The organism is Microbacterium sp. NPDC012755, assembly GCF_042901325.1.
Classification (GTDB): Bacteria; Actinomycetota; Actinomycetes; order Actinomycetales; family Microbacteriaceae; genus Microbacterium; species Microbacterium natoriense.
In genome coordinates this window covers 3,347,519-3,369,544 of record NZ_JBIBCT010000001.1, presented here as the reverse complement: position 1 = coordinate 3,369,544, position 22,026 = coordinate 3,347,519, and the positions used below count along the sequence as shown (strand labels likewise).

The window sequence follows — 22,026 nt, the reverse complement described above, 5'->3', positions numbered from 1 at the left end:
GGGCACCGAACCGTTATCGGACCGTGCACAATTGTCCGCAGGTCAGTTGGCGGGGATCGCCGCGGCGTCGAAACCCTCAACAGGCAGAACGATCCGCTCCCGCGTGCGTTCGATGTCCGGGTCCGGAATCGGGATCGCGGAGAGCAGAGCCTTCGTGTAGGGATGCTGCGGATCGTCGAACACCTGATCGACATCGCCCTGCTCCACGAACGCTCCCTTGTACATCACCGCGACGCGGTCCGCGATGTGACGGATCACCGCGAGATCGTGAGCGACGAACAAGTAGGAGAGGCCAAGCTTGGCCTTCAGCTCGTCGAGCAGGTTGATCACACCGGCCTGAATCGACACGTCGAGAGCGGAGACCGGCTCGTCGAGGACCACGATCTTGGGGTTGGTCGAGAGTGCGCGGGCGATGCCGATTCGCTGTCTCTGGCCACCCGAGAACGCCTGCGGGAAACGATCGACATGGGCGGGGTCGAGGCCGACGAGCTTCATCAGCTCCTCGACGCGGTCGAAGACCTCGTCCTTGTGCATGCCGATCGCCAGCATCGGCTCCGCGATGATGTCCCACACGGTCATGCGAGGGTCGAGAGCACCCATCGGATCCTGGAAGACGATCTGCAGATCGCGGCGAAGCTGACGCTCTTGTGCGCGGTTCTTGATGTCGGACACGCTCGTGCCGCCGATGCGGATGTCACCGTCCTCCTGCTTCACAAGATCCATGATCTGCAGAAGGGTCGTGGTCTTTCCGCTCCCGGACTCGCCGACGATCGCCAGCGTCTCGCCCTCGCGGATGTCGAAGCTGATGCCCTTCACCGCGTGTACCTCGCCGACCTTACGCTTGAACATCGCCCCCTTCATGAGGGGGAAGGTCTTGCGCAGGTTGACAGCCTGGAGAGTGATCGGGCGCTGCTCGCGGGGGATCCGATTGAGTCGGCTCTCCGGAATCTCGGGCACCGGGAAGACGGGCAGGCCGCCCAGCATCCCGTCGTCGTCGATGTCCTTCGCTCGAATGCAGGCCACGCTGTGCAGGTCGTTGCCGTCAGTGTCGATCGGAAGAAGCTCCGGCTCATGCTCGCGGCACGCGTCCACGGCGATCGGACATCTGTCGGCGAAGGGGCAGGCGTTCGGCAGGTTGATCAGCAGAGGCGGATTGCCCTTGATCGGGATCAGTGGGACCTTCTCGGTCTTGTCGACTCGGGGAATGGCGCCGAGGAGGCCGATCGAGTAAGGCATCCGCGTGCGGTAGAAGAGCTCCCGCACTGGCGCGTGCTCCACAGGCTTGCCCGCGTACATGACCAAGACATCGTCAGCCGTCTTCGCGACCACACCCATGTCGTGCGTGATCATGATCATCGCGGCACCGGTTTCGTCCTGCGCCTTGTCCATGAGCTCAAGGATCTGCGCCTGGATCGTCACGTCGAGGGCTGTCGTCGGTTCGTCGGCGATGATCAGCTTGGGGTCGTTGGCCATCGCGATCGCGATCACCACGCGTTGACGCATTCCGCCGGAGAACTCGTGCGGGAACGCCTTCATGCGCCGTTCGGCTTCAGGGATCCCGACCAGCTTCAGCAGCTCGACGGAGCGGGACCATGCCTCCTTCTTGGAGAGACGGCGGTGTACCGTGAGCGCCTCGATCAGCTGGTCGCCGATCGTGAAGACAGGCGTGAGGGAGGTGAGAGGGTCCTGAAAGACCATCGCCATCCCATTGCCACGGATCATCGAGAGCTGCTTGTCGGACTTGCCGATCAGCTCTTGGCCGTCATAGACGATGGATCCCGTGATCTTCGCATTCTCGTCGAGGAGACCCATGATCGCGAGCGAGGTCACGGACTTGCCTGACCCGGATTCACCGACGATGCCGAGTGTCTTCCCAGCGTCGAGGTCGAACGAGACCCCACGAACCGCATCGACGCGTCCGGCCTCGGAGGGGAAGCTGACCTTGAGGTCACGGACGGAGAGGATGGTACTCATGCGCGACCTCCAGCCGCCGAGGTCGGATCGAGGGCGTCGCGCAGACCGTCGGCGATGAGAGCCATCGACACGGTCAGCAGCGTCAGGGCAGCTGCAGGGAAGTAGAACAGCCACGGGGCGCTGACGAGAGTGCTGGAGCCATAGCCGATGAGCGCACCCAGCGACACATCAGGCAGCTTCACGCCGAACCCGAGGAACGACAGCGCGGTCTCGGTCAGCACCGCGGTGACGACGCCGAGAGTGAAGTTGATCACCAGCAGGGATCCGATGTTGGGGAGCATGTGGCGCATCACGATTCGCATGCCGGAGAGGCCTGCGTACCGAGCGGCATGGATGTACTCCCTCTCCCTGAGCGAGAGCGAAAGGGTCCAGATGATGCGTGCCGGGAAGAACCAGCCGACGACGAAGATCATGACCAGGGAGATCACGAGCCAGTTGCCGCCGGCGTCGTTCGAGAGCATCGCCAGGATGAGGAAGTTGGGGATCACCATCATGAAGTGGATGATCGTCATCATGATGCGCTCATACGCTCCGCCGAAGTAGGCGGCCGTTGCTCCGACGATCGCCGAAACAACTGTGGTGCCCACGGCGACGAGGACGGCGATCATCATGGACCGCTGCAGGCCCACCGCCACCTGGGCGAAGTTGTCGTTCCCCGAACCGTTCGTCCCGAACCAGTGTTCTGCCGAAGGGCCTTTCCTCAGGTTGAGGAAGTCGAGATCGGTGTGGCTGTAAGGCGCGATGAGGGGGCCGACGATAGCGAACACGACGAGGAGTGCGAGGATGACGACGCCGATCGTGGCACCGCGATTGCGCATGAACCGCCGCGTGTACAGCGACAGCATCGACGTGCGCTTTCGGTTCTTCGGCCTCTCGCCGACTTCAGGGGAGACCCCGATGGATTCCAAGGACATCAGCTCACCCGCACTCTCGGATCGAGGACGACGACGGTGACATCGGCGAGGATCGCACCGATGGCCGTCATCAGAGCACCGAACGCGGCGACCGCGACTGTGCCATGAATGTCGTTGTTGTTGAGGGTCTGGATGAAGTAGCGACCCATACCGTTCCAGTTGAAGATCGTCTCCGTGAGCACTGCTCCCGTGAACACCGCGGGAATCGTGAACGCGACCTGCGTCGTCACGGGGATGAGGGATGTTCGCAGCGCATGCTTGCGAATGGCCTGCGGCTTCGTGAGGCCCTTGGCGCGCGCGGTGCGCACGTAGTCCGCCTTGATGTTGTCGAGCAGCAGCGATCGCTGAAGGAAGTGGATCGATGCGTAACCGGTGATCACGAGGCCCAACGTGGGTAGCGTCAGATGTTGGAGCACGTCTATGAGCACCGGGAAGAAGCCTTCGACTCCTTGGCTGGACGACCCGACCACGTAGAACACCGTCGTGCCGACGGCGTTGTTGAAGTTGATCGCGAGGAGCACGAGTGCGAATCCCGCGACGACGGTCGGGATGTTCATCGTGATGATGCTCGTCGCCTGCCCGATCCGGTCGGCGAGCTTGTACTGGCGAGAGGCCGTGTACACGCCGAGGGCGATACCGATGACGGTGGTGATGATGGTCGCACCGAGCACGAGTTCGGCGCTGATCCAGGCGCGGTAGGCCACCTGCTCATTGACCGACTCACCCGTGGGCCCCATGCCCCAGTCCCAGCGGAAGAGAATGCCGGAGAACCAGGTCCACCACCGCTCCAGGAGAGGAACGGATTCACTGAGGTTGCGGGGGCGGAGGAGGGCGTCGATCTGCTCCGCCGAGAGTGGCGGGCGTCTGCCGACGTAGTTGTTCTCCGGGTCCATATACAGCCACGCGAGGAAGTAGGTGATGTTCGTCGCGATGACGATCATCACTACCCACCCCACCAGGCGGCGCACGAGATACTTGATCAAGGGTGTGATTCTTTCTCTTCTACAGACGCGCGCGGGATCTGCCGACGCAACGCTGAGCCGGGTAGTCATTCAACCACCAACTGCTGGACTGCGCGACACGACACCTGCACGCTGTCTGTGACGGAGTCTTGTCGCTCATGGGATCCGGTGTCACCGATTGCTCCCGGGCAACTTCGCGAGACTACCACCAGTTATGAGGGAATCTCGGATCGGCCCGCGCTCACCCTAGACTTGAGGGGACATGTCACCACGCGCTCTCACTCCTCTTCAGCCTGCCGCGACTCCGGCCACGCAGATCCGCAACTTCTGCATCATCGCCCACATCGACCACGGCAAGTCGACCCTCGCCGACCGGATGCTCCAGATCACCGGAGTGGTCTCCGACCGCGACATGCGGGCCCAGTATCTGGACCGCATGGACATCGAGCGCGAGCGCGGCATCACGATCAAGAGCCAGGCGGTGCGGATGCCCTGGCAGATCGGCGAAGAGACCTTCGCGCTGAACATGATCGACACCCCCGGTCACGTGGACTTCACGTACGAGGTGTCCCGTTCTCTCGCCGCGTGCGAAGGGGCGATCCTCCTCGTCGACGCGGCTCAGGGCATCGAGGCCCAGACGCTCGCGAACCTGTACCTCGCGCTGGAGAACGACCTCCACATCATCCCGGTCCTGAACAAGATCGACCTCCCGGCCGCCGACCCGGAGAAGTACGCCAAGGAGCTCGCCTCCCTCATCGGCGGGAAGCCGGAGGACGTGCTGCGCGTGTCGGGCAAGACCGGCGTCGGCGTCGAGGAGCTCCTGGACCGGCTCGTGCAGGAGATCCCCGCGCCGAAGGGCGACCCCGAGGCTCCGGCGCGCGCCATGATCTTCGATTCCGTGTACGACGCGTACCGCGGCGTCGTGACCTACGTGCGCATGATCGACGGCAGCCTGTCTCCGCGCGAACGCATCCAGATGATGTCGACCGGTGCGAACCACGAACTCATCGAGATCGGCGTCTCCAGCCCCGAGCCCATTCCGAGCAAGGGTCTCGGGATCGGCGAGGTCGGGTACCTGATCACCGGCGTGAAGGACGTGCGCCAGTCGAAGGTCGGCGACACGGTCACGACCAGCCGGAAGCCGGCATCCGAGGCGCTGGCCGGATACACCGATCCGAAGCCGATGGTCTTCTCCGGCCTGTACCCGATCGACGGCAGCGACTACGCGGAGCTGCGCGAGGCGCTCGACAAGCTGAAGCTGTCCGACGCCTCTCTCGTCTACGAGCCGGAGACCTCCGTCGCTCTCGGCTTCGGCTTCCGCTGCGGATTCCTCGGGCTCCTGCACCTCGAGATCATCACCGAGCGGCTTGCGCGCGAGTTCGGCCTCGATCTCATCACCACGGCCCCGAGCGTCATCTACGAGGTGCTCACCTCCGACACCGGCGAGACCGTCACCGTGACGAACCCGAGCGAATACCCCGACGGGCGCATCGGCTCCGTCTCCGAGCCGATGGTCAAGGCCGCGATCCTGCTCCCGAAGGACTACGTGGGCACGGTCATGGAACTGTGCCAGTCGCGGCGAGGCTCGCTGCTGGGAATGGAGTACTTCTCCGAGGAGCGCGTCGAGCTGCGCTACAACATGCCGCTCGGTGAGATCGTCTTCGACTTCTTCGATCAGCTGAAGTCAAAGACCCAGGGGTACGCCTCGCTGGACTACGAGCCCTCCGGCCAGCAGGAGGCCGATCTGGTCAAGGTCGACATCCTGCTGCAGGGCGAGAAGGTCGACGCCTTCAGCTCGATCGTGCACCGCGACAAGGCATACGCCTACGGCACCATGATGGCCGAGCGACTGCGCAAGCTCATCCCGCGGCAGCAGTTCGAGGTGCCGATCCAAGCCGCGATCGGCGCTCGCATCATCGCACGTGAGACGATCCGCGCGATCCGCAAGGACGTGCTCGCCAAGTGCTACGGCGGTGACATCACCCGAAAGCGCAAGCTCCTCGAGAAGCAGAAGGAGGGCAAGAAGCGCATGAAGATGGTGGGTCGCGTCGAGGTCCCCCAGGAGGCGTTCATCGCCGCGCTCTCCGGCGACGTCGAGGGCAAGGACAAGAAGTAGTCCGGTTCTGGGTGCCCGCGGCGCGTGGGGGTGATCGCTCAGGCAAGCCGAAGTAGGGTGGAGATCATGCGGCGCGGGACTTTCCGAGACGACACGGTTGACTATGCGGCCGTGGGTGCCACCCACGCCCCGGATCTGATGCAGTACCCGCCGGAGCGCAGCATCCCGGCGGAGCAGTCCTGGCGGATCGGCAGCGGCTCCGAGCGGTTCCAGACCGCAGGGGAGTCCCTGCTGTCGTGGACGGCGCAGCGAGCCGCAGGGCTCGGCATCCAAGACGTGCGCCCGGCCCCCGGTCCCGCGTACGCCGGAGTGAGCTTCGACGCCGAGGGCAACCCCATCGCGCCGAGCAAGCACGACATCGAACAGCGCTTCGACGCGGAGGGCACGCCCTTCGTCGGCCCGGGAATGACCCTGAAGCTGCACGGCCATGTGGCAGGCATGAGCGCCGATGCCGAACTGCGGGTGATCTCCGTGACGGAGGAGAAGCGCCGCATCGGCTTCGTGCTCGGCACGGTCGGAGGGTCGGTCGTGAGCGGCGAGGAGTCGTTCGACATCGACTGGCGCGAGGACAACGACGAGGTGTGGTTCACCGTCCGCGCCTTCGACGCGCCGAACGCGATGCTGTACCGGATGGTTCCCGCGCTCGTGAAGCGGCGCAGGAAAGAGCTGTTCGCCCGGTACCTGCGGGCGATCTCCCCGCTCTACGCGACCCCCGTCTGATGGCGGGTCCTCTTCCCCTCGGCGATCCGGCCCCGGCGGACGGCGGGCTCCCCGCCGATCTCTCCGTCGATCCCTCCGTGCCGTTCTCGGCGTACCTGCACATCCCGTTCTGCCGTGTGCGGTGCGGGTACTGCGACTTCAACACCTACACCTCGGGCGAGCTGCGCGGCGCGAAGCAGGAGGACTACGCCGACACCCTCGCCGCGGAGATCTCCCTCGCCCGTCGTGTGCTGTCGGACGCCGGAGCGCTCCGGCCGATGGACACGGTGTTCTTCGGAGGCGGCACGCCCACGCTGCTGCCCGCGGGCGACCTCGCGCGGATGCTGGATGCGGCGGTGTCGGCCTTCGGGCTCGCCGATGGCGCGGAGGTGACGGTCGAGGCGAACCCCGACACGGTGACCCCCGAGGTCGCCAGGACTCTCGCCGATGCCGGGGTCACCAGGCTCTCCATCGGCATGCAGTCCGCCGTGCCGCACGTGCTCGCTGCGCTGGATCGCACGCACCGGCCGGAGAACGTCCGCACCGCCGTCGAGGCGGCGAAGGGCGCCGGTCTCGCGGTCAGTGTCGACCTCATCTACGGTGCGCCGGGGGAGTCCCTGGCCGATTGGGAAGCCTCTCTCGACGCCGCGCTCGACCTCGAGTCGGACCACATCTCCGCGTACGCGCTGATCATCGAGGACGGCACGAAGCTGGCCAGGCAGATCCGCCGCGGCGAGGTGCCGACACCCGATGACGATCTCCAGGCAGACATGTACGAGCTCGCCGACTCGCGGCTCGCCGCCGCCGGCTTCGAGTGGTACGAGGTCAGCAACTGGGCGCGCTCCGCGGATCAGCGTTCGCGTCACAACCTCGCGTATTGGCGGGGGAGCGACTGGTGGGGCTTCGGCCCCGGGGCGCACAGTCACGTCGCGGGTCTGCGCTGGTGGAACGTGAAGCATCCGGCCGCATACGCGCAGCGGCTCGCGGCATCCGAGTCCCCGGCTGCCGGAACCGAGCGCCCGGATGAGGCGTCGCGGATGCTGGAGCGGGTGCTGCTGCTGAGTCGTCTCGCCGAGGGCATCGCCGTGGCGGACCTCCCCGCAGGGAACGGAGCCCGCGTCGCCGGCCTGATCGCCGACGGTCTGGTGGATCCGGCCTCCGCCGTTCGCGGCCGCGTTCGTCTGACGCTCCGCGGCCGGCTGCTGGCCGATGCGGTCGTGCGGGAGCTCACCGACTAGGGAGCAGATCCATGCCGATCGTGCGTCGCTGGGGAACCGTGGTGGTCACGGCATCGAACAGGCGCGTCCTGCGCTCGGAGCCGAAAGCGGGCCATCCGGGGTCGCCAGTGGTGACGAAGGAGACCCACGCGCGGTGCATGTCGGCGGCGAGCTCGCGCGGAGCGTCGGTCCCCGCCATGCGCTGCGTCTCGGGGTCGTCGAGCCGGTCGAACACGAACCCGAGCTCGAGCGCATGCGCGGCCCGGAGGTCGCGCACGGGGCTGGGCCAGGCGAACTCGTAGACGTGGGTGTTCGCGGGGCGTGCTCTCGCGACACGACTGAGCGGAGCGCGGAGCATGACGTCGGTCGCGAGCTGTCCGAAGATCTCCCCGGTCGACGCCGAAGGGAAGTCGGCGCGGTACGCGGCCACCGCACGGCCGGGGATGCGCAGCGCGAGACGCGCGATCAGCAGCTTCGCCCTGCTGATGCCGGCGAGCGCCTCCGGGGGGAACCACAGCCGGTACTCGTCGGTGTTGCTGCCGATGAGCAGCGGGGTGTCGATCTCGCCGAGCACCTCGTGGGGAGACCGGGGGAGGCTGTCGGGGTCGATCGAGAACTGGAATCCCGGCGCGCCCGCGAGGGGAGAGGAGCCTGCCGACTGCTCGCGGCGGGCCTGCAGGAGCTGATCGGGGTCGACGCCGGCGAAGGACTCCCGATCGGCGCGGATGCCGAGCCGCTTCGCCAGCTGCGCGGTGACGCGCCCGGCCTTCTCCGGTGTCTGCGCCTCCAGAGGACCGGACTCGATGATCGCCTGAGCGATCAGCGCACGCGACTTCGGACGGGCCAGGAGACCGGCGACGATCGCGCCGCCCGCCGACTCGCCCATCACCGTGATGCGCGCGGGATCGCCGCCGAACGCCGCGATCTCGCGGTGGACCCAGTCGAGGGCGGCCGCGGCGTCGCGCAGGCCGAGGTTGCGCGGTGCGTCCTCGAGCACGGAGAAGCCCTCCGAGCCCAGGCGGTAGTTGATCGAGGCGAAGACGATGCCGGCGCGTGCGAATCCCGTGCCGTCGTAGATCGAGAGCGCGGCGGTGCCGCGTTCGAGGGCGCCGCCGTGGATCCACAGCAGCACGGGCGCGTCCGAGGCGTCGACCGGGGACCAGACGTTGACGGTGAGGATGTCTTCGCCGTCGATGCGCACCGAACCCAGCAGCTCGCCGGTCGCGCCGGAGTAGGGGAGCTGGGGAGACGTGGGGCCGAAGGACGTGGCGTCGCGCTCGCCCGTCCAGGCGGGAGCGGGCTGCGGCTCGCGGAACCGGTTGTCCCCGAACGGCGGCGCGGCATACGGGATGCCGAGGAAGCGACGGACGCCGTCCTCGACGGTTCCTCGGAGGACCCCGGTGCTGACGGAAGCGGTGGACGGCGTGGTCATGAGCGCCATCCTAGGGCGCACGCGATAGGATTGGCACTCTATCGGTCCGAGTGCCAGGCGGGAGGGTGAGATGGTCACAGAGCGAGGCCTGCAGGTGCTGCGCGCGATCGTGCAGGACTACGTCGAGACGCACGAACCCGTCGGCAGCCGCACGATCGTCGACCGGTACTCCTTCGGCGTCTCCGCGGCGACCATCCGCAACGACATGGCGCTGCTCGAGGACGAGGAGCTGATCGCCGCTCCGCACACCTCCTCGGGGCGCGTGCCGACCGACAAGGGGTATCGCGTCTTCGTGAACCACCTGGCTCAGCTGCGGCCGCTCACCGTGGCTCAGCGCAGCGCGATCGAGTCCTTCCTCGCCGACCCCGCCGATCTCGACGACCTGATGGCGCGCACCGTCCGTGTGCTCACGCAGCTCACGGGGCAGGTCGCCCTGGCGCAGTACCCGTCGTTCGCCCGGGCGCATCTGACCCACCTGGAGCTCGTCGCGCTCGCGCCGAGCCGGATGCTCGTCGTGCTCGTCACCGACGCCGGCGGCGTCTCACAGCGCATGACCCCGCTCCCGATCGAGCTCGACGAGGCCGATGTGGCGGTGCTGCGGGCGCGGCTGTCCGCGCTGATCACGGGCCGTGCGGTGAGCGACGCCGCTGAGCGCCTGCAGACCCTGCTCGCCGATGACACGACGACGGATGCCGCGCTGCGCGCCCTCGCGACCGTCATCATCGACGAGCTGGGCGAGTTCCGCCAGGAGCGCCTCGTCATGGCGGGGGCCGCGACTCTGGCCCGGCGCGAACAGGACTTCCGCGGCAGCATCCATCCTCTCCTCGAGGCGATCGAGGAGCAGGTGACGCTGCTGCGGCTGATGAGCGAGATGGAGACCGACGTGCACGGGCTCGCCGCGAGCATCGGCACGGAGAACGCTCCGTTCGGTCTCGGCGAGGCGTCGATCGTCGCCAGCAACTACGCCGCACCGAGCGGCACCGCGCGCGTCGGCGTCATGGGCCCGACCCGCATGGACTATCCGAGCAACCTCGCGGCGGCGCGGGCCGTGGCCCGCTACCTGTCGCGGATGCTCGACGAAGACGAGGCGAGCCGCTGAGGCGGCCGCCGAACGAACACACACGGAGAAGGGCCATCGTGGCGGATCACTATGAGGTTCTCGGGGTATCCCGAGAGGCGTCCACCGACGAGATCAAGAAGGCGTACCGACGCCTCGCGCGTCAGCTGCACCCGGATGTGAACCCGGGCGAGGAGGCGGCGGAGCGCTTCAAGCTCGTCACGCACGCGTACGACGTGCTCAGCGACGACGAGTCGCGACGCCGGTACGACATGGGCGGCGGAGACGGCGCCGCAGGAAACTTCGGCGGGTTCGGAGGCTTCGGCGACATCTTCGAGACCTTCTTCGGCGCCGCGCAGGGCGGCGGGCGCGGCGCGCGTCCGCGGTCACGGCGCGAGCGCGGCCAGGACGCGCTCGTGCGTGTGACCCTCGAGCTCGGCGACGTGGTGTTCGGCGCGCACCGCGACATCGAGGTCGACACGGCGGTGCTGTGCGAGACGTGTCAGGGATCCTGCTGCCAGGAGGGCACGTCGCCCGTCACCTGCGACATCTGCGGCGGCTCCGGCCACGTGCAGCGTCAGGTCCGCAGCCTTCTCGGCAACGTCATCACCTCGCAGCCGTGCGGCACCTGCGAGGGCTACGGCACGACGATCCCGTACCCGTGCGGAACCTGCGCTGGTCAGGGGCGCGTGCGGTCGCGTCGTACGGTGTCCCTCGACATCCCCGCCGGTGTGGAGACCGGGCTGCGACTGCAGCTGCCGGGCTCCGGCGAGGTGGGCAAGGCCGGTGGCCCCAACGGCGATCTGTACGTCGAGGTCACGGTGAGCCCGCACGCGGCGTTCAGCCGTGACGGCGACGACCTCCTCGCCACGCTCGAGGTATCGATGACCGACGCGATCCTCGGAACGGACACGAAGATCCAGGGGCTCGACGGCGAGGTCGACCTGGAGATCCGCTCCGGCATCCAGTCGGGTGACGTCCTGACGATCAAGGGCCGTGGCATCACCCCGCTGCGGGGATCCCAGCGTGGTGACCTCAGGGTCGGCGTGCAGGTGGTCACGCCCACCAAGCTCGACTCCGCGCAGCGCGCGCTCATCGAGGACTTCGCGAAGAAGGCGAAGTCGCCGGGACCGCAGCTCGCGCAGTTCCAGCAGGGGCTGTTCTCCAAGCTCCGCGACCGCTTCCGCTCGCACTGAGCCATGGCGCTGCACTTTCTGGTCGAGACGTCGACCGATGCCGCGGTCGGCGACCTCGTGTCGCTCACCGGTGCAGAGGCGAAGCACGCGGCGGTCGTCCGCAGACTGCGTGTGGGCGAATCCGTGACGATCGGCGACGGTGCAGGCGTCTGGCTCACCGGTGTCGCCGAGGAGGTCTCTCCGACCCGGGTGGACGTGCGCGTGTCCGACCGTGCGGTCCACGACGCGCCGACGCCCCGCATCGTCCTCGTTCAGGCGCTGGCCAAGGGCGATCGCGATGAGCTCGCCGTCCAGGCGGCCTGCGAGCTCGGCGTCGACGAGATCGTCCCGTGGCAGGCGAGCCGCAGCGTCTCGCGCTGGGACGGGCCCAAGGCCGTCAAGGGGCGCGAGCGCTGGGCGACGATCGTGCGCGAGGCCGCGAAGCAGGCGCATCGGCCCTGGATCCCCGAGGTCTCGGAGCCTCTCACGACGGGACAGCTCGCGCAGCGCGCGGGGGACGCGCGGATGCTCCTGCTCGACCCGACGGCGACCATCAGGCTCTCCGAGCGGGAACCGGACGGTCGCGACCTGATCCTCGTCGTCGGCCCCGAGGGCGGGATCGCTCCCGAGGAGCTGGACCGCCTCACCGCAGCGGGCGCCGAGCGCGTGCTGCTCGGCGACACGGTGCTGCGCACCTCGACGGCCGGTCCGGCCGCGATCGCGGTGCTGTCGGTGGCGCTCGGCCGCTGGTGAGCGTCCCCTCAGTAGACTGAGAGCATGAGCGAGCCCTCGATCTTCACCCGCATCCTCACCGGCGACATCCCCGGGGAGATCCTGCTGGAGACCGATCGGGTCTTCGCGATCCGCGACATCAACCCGCAGGCGCCGCTGCACGCCCTCGTCATCCCGAAGACCGAGGAGTACCGCGACGTCACGGAGCTCGCCGCAGGCGACCCCGCGCTCCTCGCAGACATCGTCGCCGCGGCGAAGCGGCTCGCGGAGGAGCATGCGAACGGCGAGTACCGCCTGATCTTCAACAACGGCGCGAACGCCGGCCAGTCCGTCTTCCACGTGCACGCCCATGTGCTCGGCAACATCGAGGAGAGCAAGCTCGTTGGCTTCTGACGATTTCGATTCCGCTCCCGACCGCGGCAGCGCCGTCGAGAAGATCTACGCAGACGGCGTCGCCATGGTGCAGCTGCTGGGGCCGCAGGACCGGCTGCTGCGGATGCTGGAGAAGGAGCATCCGCAGGTGCAGGTGCTCGTCCGCGGCAACGAGATCACGCTGTCGGGAGATGCCGATGCCGTCGCCGACGCCACGCGTCTCGTCGACGAGCTGCTCACGATGACCAGACGCGGCCACGACCTCGCTCCGAGCGACGTCTCGAGCTCCGCCAGGATGCTGCGTCAGGACGGGGGTCCGCGTCCGAGCGAGGTGCTCGGCGAGGCGATCCTCTCCACCCGCGGCAAGGTGATCCGTCCGAAGACGCTCGGCCAGAAGGAGTACGTCGACGCGATCGACGAGAGCACGATCGTGTTCGGCATCGGTCCGGCCGGTACCGGCAAGACCTACCTCGCGATGGCGAAGGCCGTCCAGGCGCTGCAGCGCAAGGAGGTCACCCGCATCATCCTCACGCGCCCGGCCGTCGAGGCGGGGGAGCGTCTGGGCTTCCTGCCCGGCACCCTCAACGACAAGATCGATCCGTATCTGCGACCGCTGTACGACGCGCTCAACGAGATGATGGACCCCGAGATCGTCCCGCGTCTGATGGCGACCGGCACGATCGAGGTCGCCCCGCTCGCCTACATGCGCGGTCGCACCCTCAACGACTCGTTCGTGGTGCTCGACGAGGCGCAGAACACCACCCCGGAGCAGATGAAGATGTTCCTCACCCGGCTGGGGTTCGGCACGAAGATGGTCGTCACCGGCGACATCACCCAGATCGACCTCCCGCAGGGAGCTTCGGGGCTGCGGACCGTGACGCGCGTGCTGAGCGACATCGACGACATCCACTTCGCCCGCCTCACCAGCGATGACGTGGTGCGCCACTCGCTCGTCGGGCGCATCGTCGACGCATACAGCGAGTATGACGAGAAGCGCGCGGCGCAGCGGTTCGAGCGCGAGCAGGCGGCGGAGTTCGCCAATCGCGCCGATCGACGCGGCGCCCAGCGACCAGGACCACGCGACCGGATGCCGAAACGAGGACTCTCATGATCGAGATCAACAACGAGTCGGCGATCGACGTCGACGAGACCGTGCTGCAACGGCTGACGGACTTCAACCTCGCGCAGCTGCATGTCAGCGCCGACGCCGAGGTGGCCATCGTCCTCGTGGACGAGGGCGCCATGGAGGCGCTGCACGTCCAGTGGATGGACGAGCCCGGCCCGACCGATGTGCTCAGCTTCCCGATGGACGAGCTGCGCCCGGGCACGGAGGACCGCCCGACGGCCCCCGGACTCCTCGGCGACATCGTGCTGTGCCCGCAGGTCGCGGAGACGCAGGCGCAGGCGGCCGGCCACACGCTGATGGACGAGCTCATCCTGCTGACCACGCACGGGCTGCTGCACCTGCTGGGCTTCGACCACGCCGAGCCCGATGACGAGCGCGAGATGTTCGGTCTTCAGAAGGAGCTCATCCAGGGCTTCGCGGCCTCTGAACGCCGACGATGACCGCGGCCTTCCTCCTCGCGGGGGCGGTGCTGCTCGTCGCGTTCGGCGGTCTCATGGCCGCTATCGATGCGGCGTTCGCGGTGACCTCGCGCGCCGACCTCGAGGAGATGGGCGCCGAGGGACGCAACGCGGGGCAGCTGTCCCGCATCGCCGCCGACCCCGATGCGCACGTCAACGCGGTGGCGTTCATCCGCGTGCTCGCGGAGACGACGGCCGCCGTCCTCGTGACGGTCGCCTTCTCCAGCCTCTTCGACAACATCTGGTGGGCGATGCTCGCCGCCGCCGTGCTGATGACAGGCATCACGTTCGTGCTGGTCGGCGCGAGTCCGCGTACGTTCGGCAGGCATCACGCCGACGCGATGCTCCGTGCGTGCGCTCCCGTCGTGCGCGGAGTGCGGATCATCCTCGGACCGCTCGCGCAGGGCCTCGTCGTGCTCGGCAACCGCGTCACCCCCGGTGCGGGACGCAGCACCTTCAGCTCGGAGGAGCAGCTGCTGAGCATGGTGGACGAGGCGGCGTCGAACGACCTCATCGAGGCGGACGACCGCGATCTCATCCACTCCGTGTTCGACTTCACCGACCAGTTCGTGCGCGCGGTCATGGTGCCGCGCACCGAGATGGTGACGGTGGATGCGACGGCGACCACGAGCGAAGCAATGGCGCTGTTCCTGCACCGCGGCGTCTCGCGCATGCCCGTCGTCGACGACGAGGCGGACGACGTCGTCGGCGTGCTCTATCTCAAGGACCTCGTGCAGTTCGCGTTCCGTGACGAGAACGCCTGGCGGACGGCTCCCATCCGGCCCATCTCCCGGCCGGCGACCTTCGTCCCCGAGTCCATGCGCGCGGAGACGCTGCTGCAGCAGATGAAGCGCGACGCGGTGCACGTGTGCCTGGTGATCGACGAGCACGGCGGAATCTCGGGGCTGGTGACGCTGGAGGATCTCATCGAGGAGCTCGTCGGCGAGATCTCGGACGAGTACGATCAGGTGTCGGCCGAAGTCGTCGATCTCGGCGAAGGCAGGTACCGCGTGAGCGCCCGGCTCTCGTTGGAGGACGTCGGCGATCTCTTCGGACTCGAACTCGAGGATGAAGACGTCGACTCGATCGGCGGACTGCTCGGCAAGGCTCTCGGACAGGTTCCCCAGCCGGGGGCCACGGCGACGGTCGACGGCGTCGTGCTCACCGGTGGGGCCTCTCGCGGGCGAGGGCGCGGCATCGCGACGGTGTTCGTCGAACGGGCGCAGGACGCGGCCCATGAAGGAGACACGGAAGATGACTGAGAAGACCAGAAGCGGCTTCGTGACCTTCGTCGGGCGCCCCAACGTGGGCAAGTCCACGCTGACCAACGCCCTGGTGGGCGAGAAGATCGCGATCATCAGCGACAAGCCCCAGACGACGCGTCGCGCGATCCGCGGCATCGTGAACCGTCCTGACGGCCAGCTCGTGATCGTGGACACCCCCGGTATCCACAAGCCGCGCACGCTCCTCGGCGAACGGCTGAACGATCTCGTCGAGCAGGTTCTCGGCGATGTCGACGTGATCGGGTTCTGCGTGCCCGCGACGGAGAAGGTCGGACCCGGCGACCGCCGCATCGCCGCGTCCCTCGACGGGTACCCGCGCGCGAAGAAGATCGCGATCGTGACCAAGACGGATGCCGCAGGGCGAGACGAGATCACCGAGCGCCTGATCGAGGTCGATGCGCTGCGTGAGGACTGGGCGGCCGTGATCCCGCTGTCGGCGCTCACCCGGGATCAGCTCGAGGTCCTCTCCGACGAGATCATCCGGCTGCTGCCGAAGGGCCCTGCGCTGTATCCGGAGGGGATCACCACCGATGAGTCCGAGGAGGACCGGATCGCGGAGATCATCCGCGAAGCCGCTCTCGACGGTGTCAGGGACGAGCTCCCGCACTCGATCGCGGTGGTCGTCGACGACATCGCGCCGCGCGAGGACGGCAGTCTGACAGATGTGCACGCGTCGATCGTCGTGGAGCGCGACAGTCAGAAGGCCATCATCATCGGGCACAAGGGGTCGCGTCTTCGGGACGTCGGCGCCCGCGCCCGCGGCGGTATCGAGGAGCTCCTCGGGGCCCGCGTGTTCCTCGGTCTGCACGTCAAGGTCGCGAAGGAATGGCAGCGCGACCCCAAGCAGCTCGGCAGACTCGGCTTCTGAGATGCGCCCGCGTCGACCTCGGGCGGACGACCCGCCTCCCTCGCCGGCATGAGCGCCGGCAGCGAAGACCCGAACTCGCTGCGCAATGAGGTCTTCTCCCGCGTTTTCGACGAGAACTGGGCGGCCGTCAGACATCACATCGAGTGCGTGATCGACGACGACGCCGAGGTCACGGAGCTCGTCTCGGTCGTGTTCTTCAACGCCTGGACGAGGCTGAAGCCGAATCGACCACTCGGCCGCGTGTGGCTGCTCCGCGAGGCGGACCGCTCACTGCGGCACCGTCTGGGGCGCACCGCCGACCGCCCGGCTGTCACCGAAGCCGTGCACGCGGGGGTGGCGGGCGAGTCCGTATCGGAGTGCCCGGCGAGCCACGCCGAGATCCTGAGAGCGCTCTCTGGCCTCAGCGTGCGGGAGAGGCGTATCATCATGTTCACGTACTGGGACGGACTCGCGGTGGGGGATATCGCCGAGTCGATGGGTGTTTCTCGTGCCTGTGCGGAACGGACGAAGCGTCGCGCGCACCGGAAACTGCGTCGCGGCTTGGGCCTGGAGGGGACGGACTGATGCCACAGCTGACCGATGAGGAGCTGGATCGGCTGCTCTACGCAGCCGGTGATCGCGCGCGCACTCCGATCGACGCCAAGCCCGACGCCGAGGCTCTCGCGATGCTCGACCGCATCATGGCGACCGACCCGCACCCCCATCGCACCCGCAACCGTGTCGTCGGCTGGGGCTCCAGTCTCGTCGCAGCGGCTGCAGCCGTCGCGATCGGCGTCAGCGTCGTCGGATCCGGGGGAGCGGCTGTCGCAGGGATGCCCTCTCCGTTGACCTTCGAGGGCTCTGCCACCGTGACGGAGACGATTCAGGACGCGCAGGCGGCGCTGGCCGCAGGCACAGGCCCTGCGGAACCCGTGCGCTACGTGCGAACGGCTGACTGGTCGCTGGATATCAACGCCGAATCACGCGACGTGAAGGTCGTGCCGCAGTTGATCACCCTGCAGTGGGAGGTCGATCTCTCCGGGCACCTGACGTACGTCGAGGGCACGACCTACGATCCGACGGATGCGTCTGCCAATTCCGCGTCGAGAGTGACGAGCACGGGCAGAGTGACGAACGAACTCGTGATCGAGCCCGGACAGTTCGCGACGCCCCTCCCAGACCCGCCGGGTCCGGCCAGGGACGATCTCTTCTCCGCGCTCGTGTCATTCGGGATGCCGGAGAAGCCTTCCGCGCACGACGTGGTGACGGCGACGAACTCCCTCCTCCAGCAATGGACACTGACGAACGAACAGGAGTCGGCGGTTCTCCGCATTCTCGGCGACGCCGACGGGGCGGTGGCGCTGGGAACCTCGATCGACAGAGCAGGTCGGCCTGTGGCCGGGCTACGGGTGGTGTCGGATGACGGCACGTCCAGCGATGTCGTGCTCCTCTCTCAGGAGACCGGCCGTATCGTCGGCCTCGAGCACACGATGGTGACGGGGAACGAGCTGTTCCCAGCGGGGTCGGTCAAGGGATACACGTTGTATGACATCGATGAGGTGATTCCCGGATGAAGGCGCTGAACTACACGATCGCCGGGATCGCCGGGATGATCTTCGCACTGGCCGCTGCTCTTCCGGCTGTCGCCGCCGAGTCGGATGCCGTAGATCCTCGGGTGGCGCAGATGCTCGCGGAAGTCCCGGGCGGTGTCGTGGTCGATCCAGAAACCGCCGTGTGGCCCGAGCTCGGCATGGAGTTCACCGTGGCCACCGCGACCGACGCATTCGCACGATCCGCAGTGGGGTCGTGCGCATCGGGGACCATCTGCGCGTATGACCGCCCGAACATGGGGGGCACCAAGCTCACCTTCACGGGGTGCGGAGTCCTCGCGGTGCCCGGTTCTTTCGGAACCCAGTCGATGGCCGACGCACGCGCCAGCGGATACGCGCAAGCGCGCAACGGGTCCACGGTGCTCGCGACCGCGACGGCGGGCAGCTGGACGAACGTGAGCGGCACGACCACCAACATCCGCTGCCTCTTGTGAACATGGCACTCTGCTGATCATGGCGCGCCATTGGGTGGCGACCGAGTGGGGCACGCCCGACTCATGGTCCTTCGAAGAGTACGAGCCGGCGCTTCCCGGCGAAGGGGAGATCACGGTCCGTGTCCGCGCTGCGGGAGTGAACCCCGCGGATGCCAAGCACGTCGCCGCGCCCCGCACCGGCGTCTCTCTCCCCGTGCCGATCGGCTATGAGATCTCCGGCGAGATCGTCGCCATCGGACCGGGGACGAGGATCGGCTCTGGCGAGGCGCACCCGGGAGATCAGGTGATCGCGTTCCGCGTGCGCGGCGGTTACGCCGACGAGATCACCATCCCCGCCGAGAAGGCGTTCGCGAAGCCGACGACGCTCGATCATGCGGCGGCGTCGAACCTGTTCCTCACGGGGACCACGGCGGCGGAGATGCTGTTCGTGACCGGAGCCTCGCCCGGGGAGACCATCCTGCTGCACGGCGCCTCGGGCGCGGTCGGCGTCGCCGTGCTCCAGCTGGCCGCGCTGCGCGGCATCCGCGTGATCGGCACCGCGAGCGCTGCCCGTGCCGAGGTCGTCCGTCATTTCGGCGGAGTTCCCGTCGCGTACGGTCCCGGCCTCGAGACCCGTGTGCGCGAGCTGGCCGGCGGCCCGGTCGACGCGGCGCTGGACGCCGTCGGCACGGACGAGGCGATCGACGTGTCCCTCTCCCTCGTCGCCGATCGGACGCGCATCGTGACGATCGCCGCGGCTCATCGCGCGGAGGCCGACGGCATCCGCTGGATCGCCGGCTCCCAGCCGGACAGTGCGCGTTTCAGGGACGAGATCAGGGGCGAGTTGGTCGCGCTGGCGCAGAACGGCGATCTCGTCGTGCCGGTGGCGATGACCTTCCCGCTCTCCGAGGCGCCGGAGGCGCTGCGCGTGCTCGCCGGAGGCCATCCCGGCGGAGCGATCGCGCTGATCCCCTAGTCGATCTCGCGAAGCGCCGACGTGACGAACACTACGTCGTCGCCGAACTCGGCGTCCGCGGCGTCCTGGATGCTGCCGTCATCCCAGATGACCTGCACCCAGACGTAGCCTCGATCACTCGACGCCGTCAGCGCTGATGAGCCGAGACGCGCGGCGACGTCATCCTGGATGCGCGTGAGGTCGGCCGCAGAGGTGGTGCCGTCCACTCCACCCGACGGATCCTCCGGACGGATCGGATCGTAGAGTGCGAGCATGATCGGAGGATCGGTGATGGTGTACCTCTCGCCGTCGTACGTGCCGTACACGGCGTACGTGCCCCAGGTGACGTCTCCCGATGTCTCGCTGCCGTCCACACCCTCCCAGGTCCACCCGTCGACGGGGAGGCCCTGGCACTGCGGGGGATACGACTCCATGACGGCGCCCAGGCACAACTGCACGTCGCCGCCCTTGTCGATCACCGTGCCCGTCCCGATGACGCGACCCTGCGGCGGCGCGGGGTGCACCGCCTCCAGGCGCTGATCGGAGGGGACCGTGGTGCTCGTGGGCGCCGGGGAACCTGCCGGGCCGGACGCGCATGCAGTCAGCGCGAGGAGGCAGGCGACGGATGCGGCGGCGAGGAGCGGGCGACTCTGCGATGTGCTCATACTCGACAGTGTCGCCGCAGCACGGATCGTCTCAGAGCGAGTCGAAGCGCATCGGCATCCCTGCTAGCATGGCCGCATGCCTTTCGGCGGTCTGCTTCTTCTTAGCTGCCGCGACGAGTCCTAAGAGCTAGGGCCTTCCTCGTCGCGGCGCTTGTGTTGGCCCGTACATTCTGACGAAGAGAAGAAGCCCATCATGAAGAACACCCAGCGCCCGTCCGGGATGCCGATCCACAAGTACCGGCCGTTCCACGAGCAGATCGTCGTCGACCTTCCCGACCGCACCTGGCCGGACGCCCGGATCACCGAGGCTCCCCGCTGGTGCGCCGTCGATCTCCGTGATGGCAACCAGGCTCTCATCGACCCGATGTCGCCCGAGCGCAAGCGCGTCATGTTCGAGCTGCTCGTGAGCATGGGCTACAAGGAGATCGAGGTCGGCTTCCCCTCGGCCAGCCAGACCGACTTCGACTTCGTGCGTCAGCTCATCGAGGAGAACCTGATCCCCGACGACGTGACCATCCAGGTGCTGACCCAGGCACGAGAGCACCTCATCGAGCGCACCTACGAGTCCATCGCAGGGGCCAAGCAGGCGATCGTGCACCTCTACAACTCCACGAGCGTGCTGCAGCGCGAGGTCGTCTTCCGCACCGACAAGCAGGGCATCATCGACATCGCCCTCGAAGGCGCTCGCCTGTGCCGGAAGTTCGAGAAGACCATCCCCGACACGCAGGTCTACTACGAGTACTCGCCCGAGAGCTACACCGGCACCGAGCTCGAGTTCGCGGTGGACGTGTGCAACCAGGTGATCGAGATCTTCGAGCCGACGCCCGACCGCAAGGTCATCATCAACCTCCCCGCCACCGTCGAGATGGCCACGCCGAACGTGTACGCCGACTCGATCGAGTGGATGAGCCGCCACCTCGCCCACCGCGAGAACGTCATCCTGTCGCTGCACCCGCACAACGACCGCGGCACCGCGATCGCCGCCGCCGAGCTGGGCTACATGGCGGGCGCGGATCGCATCGAGGGATGCCTGTTCGGCAACGGCGAGCGCACGGGCAACGTCGACATCGTCGCGCTGGGGATCAACCTGTTCACGCAGGGCATCGACCCGCAGATCGACTTCAGCGACATCGACCAGGTCAAGCGCACGGTCGAGTACTGCAACCAGCTGCCGGTGCCCGAGCGCAGCCCCTGGGCGGGAGACCTGGTCTTCACCGCGTTCAGCGGATCGCACCAGGACGCGATCAAGAAGGGCTTCGAGGCGATGGCCGCGACGGCGGAGTCCCGTGGCGTCACGGTCGACGACATCGAGTGGGCCGTGCCGTACCTGCCTGTCGACCCGAAGGACCTCGGCCGGTCGTACGAGGCGGTCATCCGCGTCAACTCGCAGTCCGGCAAGGGCGGCGTCGCCTACCTGCTGAAGGCCGATCACGCGATCGATCTGCCGCGCAAACTGCAGATCGAGTTCTCCGGCGTCGTGCAGGCCAAGACGGATGCCGAGGGCGGCGAGGTCACCAGCGAGCAGATCTGGTCGATCTTCAACGACGAGTACCTACCCGCGGCCGATGCCGCCGCCAAGTGGGGCCGCTTCGAGCTGCTGGCCACCCAGACCCGCAGCGACATGTCGGGCGAGGTGGTCCTCGACGTCGTGCTCCGAGACGACGAGCAGGAGCTCGCGATCTCCGGCAGCGGCAACGGCCCCGTCGCCGCCTTCGTCGAGGTGCTGCGCGCACAGGGCTTCGACATCACCGTCTACGACTACGTCGAGCACGCTCTCAGCGCCGGCGGCGACGCGCAGGCTGCGGCCTACGTCGAGCTGCAGGTCGGCGACCAGCGCCTGTGGGGCGTGGGCATCGACGGAGACATCTCGACGGCATCCCTCAAGGCGATCGTGTCGGGCGTGAACCGATCGATCCGGACCCGCGCCGCAGAGCTCGCCGCGGTCTGACAGCCACCGGGCGAGCGGCCTCACCATCTGGTCGTCGAGCGAGCGAAGCGAGACGAAACGCGTCACCTGAC

21 protein-coding genes are annotated in these 22,026 nt (G+C 67.7%); 16 read left to right on the top strand and 5 right to left on the bottom strand.

Annotation, left to right across the window (positions count from 1 at the left end; genetic code table 11):
• Positions 1-42 precede the first annotated feature (42 nt).
• From ACFY5A_RS15775 to ACFY5A_RS15765, 3 genes are read right to left on the bottom strand one after another with little or no spacing between them, the layout of a single operon-like run.
• The gene (locus ACFY5A_RS15775; protein WP_387235371.1) at positions 43-1,974 is read right to left on the bottom strand and encodes an ABC transporter ATP-binding protein; all 1,932 of its coding nucleotides are present in this window, start codon (positions 1,972-1,974) and stop codon (positions 43-45) included.
• Positions 1,971-2,888: an ABC transporter permease gene (locus ACFY5A_RS15770; RefSeq protein ID WP_387235369.1), complete on the bottom strand. Its 918-nt coding sequence runs from the start codon at positions 2,886-2,888 to the stop codon at positions 1,971-1,973. The genes ACFY5A_RS15775 and ACFY5A_RS15770 overlap by 4 nt, the downstream gene beginning before the upstream one ends.
• Complete coding sequence (locus ACFY5A_RS15765) at positions 2,888-3,871, bottom strand: ABC transporter permease (protein WP_387235366.1); 984 nt, start codon at positions 3,869-3,871, stop codon at positions 2,888-2,890. The genes ACFY5A_RS15770 and ACFY5A_RS15765 overlap by 1 nt, the downstream gene beginning before the upstream one ends.
• A 241-nt stretch (positions 3,872-4,112) precedes the next feature.
• Between ACFY5A_RS15765 and lepA the strand changes: the two genes are divergently transcribed.
• The 3 genes from lepA (at position 4,113) to hemW (ending at position 7,903) form a co-directional block, all read left to right on the top strand.
• Positions 4,113-5,966 (top strand): translation elongation factor 4, encoded by a 1,854-nt coding sequence (gene lepA, locus ACFY5A_RS15760; protein WP_105672948.1) that lies wholly within the window; start codon positions 4,113-4,115, stop codon positions 5,964-5,966.
• Positions 5,967-6,032: 66 nt separating this feature from the next.
• The gene (locus ACFY5A_RS15755) at positions 6,033-6,686 is read left to right on the top strand and encodes a DUF1990 family protein (protein ID WP_105673095.1); all 654 of its coding nucleotides are present in this window, start codon (positions 6,033-6,035) and stop codon (positions 6,684-6,686) included.
• On the top strand, positions 6,686-7,903 hold the full coding sequence (gene hemW / locus ACFY5A_RS15750) for a radical SAM family heme chaperone HemW (RefSeq protein WP_387235361.1): 1,218 nt from the start codon (positions 6,686-6,688) through the stop codon (positions 7,901-7,903). The genes ACFY5A_RS15755 and hemW overlap by 1 nt, the downstream gene beginning before the upstream one ends.
• Here hemW and ACFY5A_RS15745 read toward each other — a convergent pair.
• The gene (locus ACFY5A_RS15745) at positions 7,893-9,314 is read right to left on the bottom strand and encodes a carboxylesterase family protein (RefSeq protein WP_341941979.1); all 1,422 of its coding nucleotides are present in this window, start codon (positions 9,312-9,314) and stop codon (positions 7,893-7,895) included. The two genes, hemW and ACFY5A_RS15745, sit on opposite strands and share 11 nt — an antisense overlap.
• A 70-nt stretch (positions 9,315-9,384) precedes the next feature.
• Between ACFY5A_RS15745 and hrcA the strand changes: the two genes are divergently transcribed.
• The 12 genes from hrcA (at position 9,385) to ACFY5A_RS15685 (ending at position 19,363) form a co-directional block, all read left to right on the top strand.
• Positions 9,385-10,413 (top strand): heat-inducible transcriptional repressor HrcA, encoded by a 1,029-nt coding sequence (gene hrcA, locus ACFY5A_RS15740; protein ID WP_105672951.1) that lies wholly within the window; start codon positions 9,385-9,387, stop codon positions 10,411-10,413.
• Between the two features lie 38 nt (positions 10,414-10,451).
• Positions 10,452-11,567, top strand: coding sequence for a molecular chaperone DnaJ (gene dnaJ, locus ACFY5A_RS15735; protein WP_105672952.1), 1,116 nt, complete (start codon positions 10,452-10,454; stop codon positions 11,565-11,567).
• Between the two features lie 3 nt (positions 11,568-11,570).
• Positions 11,571-12,299 (top strand): 16S rRNA (uracil(1498)-N(3))-methyltransferase, encoded by a 729-nt coding sequence (locus ACFY5A_RS15730; protein WP_341941981.1) that lies wholly within the window; start codon positions 11,571-11,573, stop codon positions 12,297-12,299.
• 24 nt (positions 12,300-12,323) lie between these two features.
• Positions 12,324-12,671: an HIT domain-containing protein gene (locus tag ACFY5A_RS15725; RefSeq protein ID WP_341941982.1), complete on the top strand. Its 348-nt coding sequence runs from the start codon at positions 12,324-12,326 to the stop codon at positions 12,669-12,671.
• 64 nt (positions 12,672-12,735) lie between these two features.
• Positions 12,736-13,761 carry a PhoH family protein gene (locus ACFY5A_RS15720; RefSeq protein ID WP_387235969.1) on the top strand — a complete coding sequence of 342 codons (1,026 nt, stop codon included), beginning with the start codon at positions 12,736-12,738 and terminating at the stop codon, positions 13,759-13,761.
• Positions 13,758-14,216: an rRNA maturation RNase YbeY gene (gene ybeY, locus ACFY5A_RS15715; RefSeq protein ID WP_105672956.1), complete on the top strand. Its 459-nt coding sequence runs from the start codon at positions 13,758-13,760 to the stop codon at positions 14,214-14,216. Before ACFY5A_RS15720 ends, ybeY begins: the two co-directional genes overlap by 4 nt.
• A complete protein-coding gene (locus ACFY5A_RS15710; RefSeq protein ID WP_105672957.1) occupies positions 14,213-15,496 on the top strand; it encodes a hemolysin family protein in 1,284 nt (427 codons plus the stop codon). Before ybeY ends, ACFY5A_RS15710 begins: the two co-directional genes overlap by 4 nt.
• On the top strand, positions 15,489-16,385 hold the full coding sequence (gene era, locus ACFY5A_RS15705; protein ID WP_344009843.1) for a GTPase Era: 897 nt from the start codon (positions 15,489-15,491) through the stop codon (positions 16,383-16,385). Before ACFY5A_RS15710 ends, era begins: the two co-directional genes overlap by 8 nt.
• Positions 16,386-16,532: 147 nt before the next feature.
• Positions 16,533-16,949, top strand: coding sequence for an RNA polymerase sigma factor (locus tag ACFY5A_RS15700; RefSeq protein WP_387235355.1), 417 nt, complete (start codon positions 16,533-16,535; stop codon positions 16,947-16,949).
• The gene (locus ACFY5A_RS15695; protein WP_387235352.1) at positions 16,949-17,938 is read left to right on the top strand and encodes a hypothetical protein; all 990 of its coding nucleotides are present in this window, start codon (positions 16,949-16,951) and stop codon (positions 17,936-17,938) included. The genes ACFY5A_RS15700 and ACFY5A_RS15695 overlap by 1 nt, the downstream gene beginning before the upstream one ends.
• Entirely contained in the window at positions 17,935-18,408 is a 474-nt protein-coding gene (locus tag ACFY5A_RS15690) for a hypothetical protein (RefSeq protein ID WP_341941987.1), read from the top strand. The genes ACFY5A_RS15695 and ACFY5A_RS15690 overlap by 4 nt, the downstream gene beginning before the upstream one ends.
• Before the next feature lie 19 nt (positions 18,409-18,427).
• The gene (locus tag ACFY5A_RS15685) at positions 18,428-19,363 is read left to right on the top strand and encodes an NADP-dependent oxidoreductase (RefSeq protein WP_341941988.1); all 936 of its coding nucleotides are present in this window, start codon (positions 18,428-18,430) and stop codon (positions 19,361-19,363) included.
• Here the strand turns inward: ACFY5A_RS15685 and ACFY5A_RS15680 are convergent.
• The gene (locus ACFY5A_RS15680; protein ID WP_387235348.1) at positions 19,360-20,007 is read right to left on the bottom strand and encodes a hypothetical protein; all 648 of its coding nucleotides are present in this window, start codon (positions 20,005-20,007) and stop codon (positions 19,360-19,362) included. The two genes, ACFY5A_RS15685 and ACFY5A_RS15680, sit on opposite strands and share 4 nt — an antisense overlap.
• A gap of 193 nt (positions 20,008-20,200) precedes the next feature.
• Between ACFY5A_RS15680 and leuA the strand changes: the two genes are divergently transcribed.
• Positions 20,201-21,955 carry a 2-isopropylmalate synthase gene (leuA, locus tag ACFY5A_RS15675; protein ID WP_105672963.1) on the top strand — a complete coding sequence of 585 codons (1,755 nt, stop codon included), beginning with the start codon at positions 20,201-20,203 and terminating at the stop codon, positions 21,953-21,955.
• Positions 21,956-22,026 lie beyond the last annotated feature (71 nt).

Coding starts and splice junctions, on each gene's coding strand:
- ACFY5A_RS15775 (WP_387235371.1), bottom strand. CDS start 1,974: ATGAGTACCATCCTCTCCGTCCGTGACCTCAAGGTCAGCTTCCCCTCC.
- ACFY5A_RS15770 (WP_387235369.1), bottom strand. CDS start 2,888: ATGTCCTTGGAATCCATCGGGGTCTCCCCTGAAGTCGGCGAGAGGCCG.
- lepA (WP_105672948.1), top strand. CDS start 4,113: ATGTCACCACGCGCTCTCACTCCTCTTCAGCCTGCCGCGACTCCGGCC.
- ACFY5A_RS15755 (WP_105673095.1), top strand. CDS start 6,033: ATGCGGCGCGGGACTTTCCGAGACGACACGGTTGACTATGCGGCCGTG.
- hemW (WP_387235361.1), top strand. CDS start 6,686: ATGGCGGGTCCTCTTCCCCTCGGCGATCCGGCCCCGGCGGACGGCGGG.
- ACFY5A_RS15745 (WP_341941979.1), bottom strand. CDS start 9,314: ATGACCACGCCGTCCACCGCTTCCGTCAGCACCGGGGTCCTCCGAGGA.
- hrcA (WP_105672951.1), top strand. CDS start 9,385: ATGGTCACAGAGCGAGGCCTGCAGGTGCTGCGCGCGATCGTGCAGGAC.
- ACFY5A_RS15730 (WP_341941981.1), top strand. CDS start 11,571: ATGGCGCTGCACTTTCTGGTCGAGACGTCGACCGATGCCGCGGTCGGC.
- ACFY5A_RS15725 (WP_341941982.1), top strand. CDS start 12,324: ATGAGCGAGCCCTCGATCTTCACCCGCATCCTCACCGGCGACATCCCC.
- ACFY5A_RS15720 (WP_387235969.1), top strand. CDS start 12,736: ATGGTGCAGCTGCTGGGGCCGCAGGACCGGCTGCTGCGGATGCTGGAG.
- ybeY (WP_105672956.1), top strand. CDS start 13,758: ATGATCGAGATCAACAACGAGTCGGCGATCGACGTCGACGAGACCGTG.
- ACFY5A_RS15710 (WP_105672957.1), top strand. CDS start 14,213: ATGACCGCGGCCTTCCTCCTCGCGGGGGCGGTGCTGCTCGTCGCGTTC.
- era (WP_344009843.1), top strand. CDS start 15,489: ATGACTGAGAAGACCAGAAGCGGCTTCGTGACCTTCGTCGGGCGCCCC.
- ACFY5A_RS15695 (WP_387235352.1), top strand. CDS start 16,949: ATGCCACAGCTGACCGATGAGGAGCTGGATCGGCTGCTCTACGCAGCC.
- ACFY5A_RS15690 (WP_341941987.1), top strand. CDS start 17,935: ATGAAGGCGCTGAACTACACGATCGCCGGGATCGCCGGGATGATCTTC.
- ACFY5A_RS15685 (WP_341941988.1), top strand. CDS start 18,428: ATGGCGCGCCATTGGGTGGCGACCGAGTGGGGCACGCCCGACTCATGG.
- ACFY5A_RS15680 (WP_387235348.1), bottom strand. CDS start 20,007: ATGAGCACATCGCAGAGTCGCCCGCTCCTCGCCGCCGCATCCGTCGCC.
- leuA (WP_105672963.1), top strand. CDS start 20,201: ATGAAGAACACCCAGCGCCCGTCCGGGATGCCGATCCACAAGTACCGG.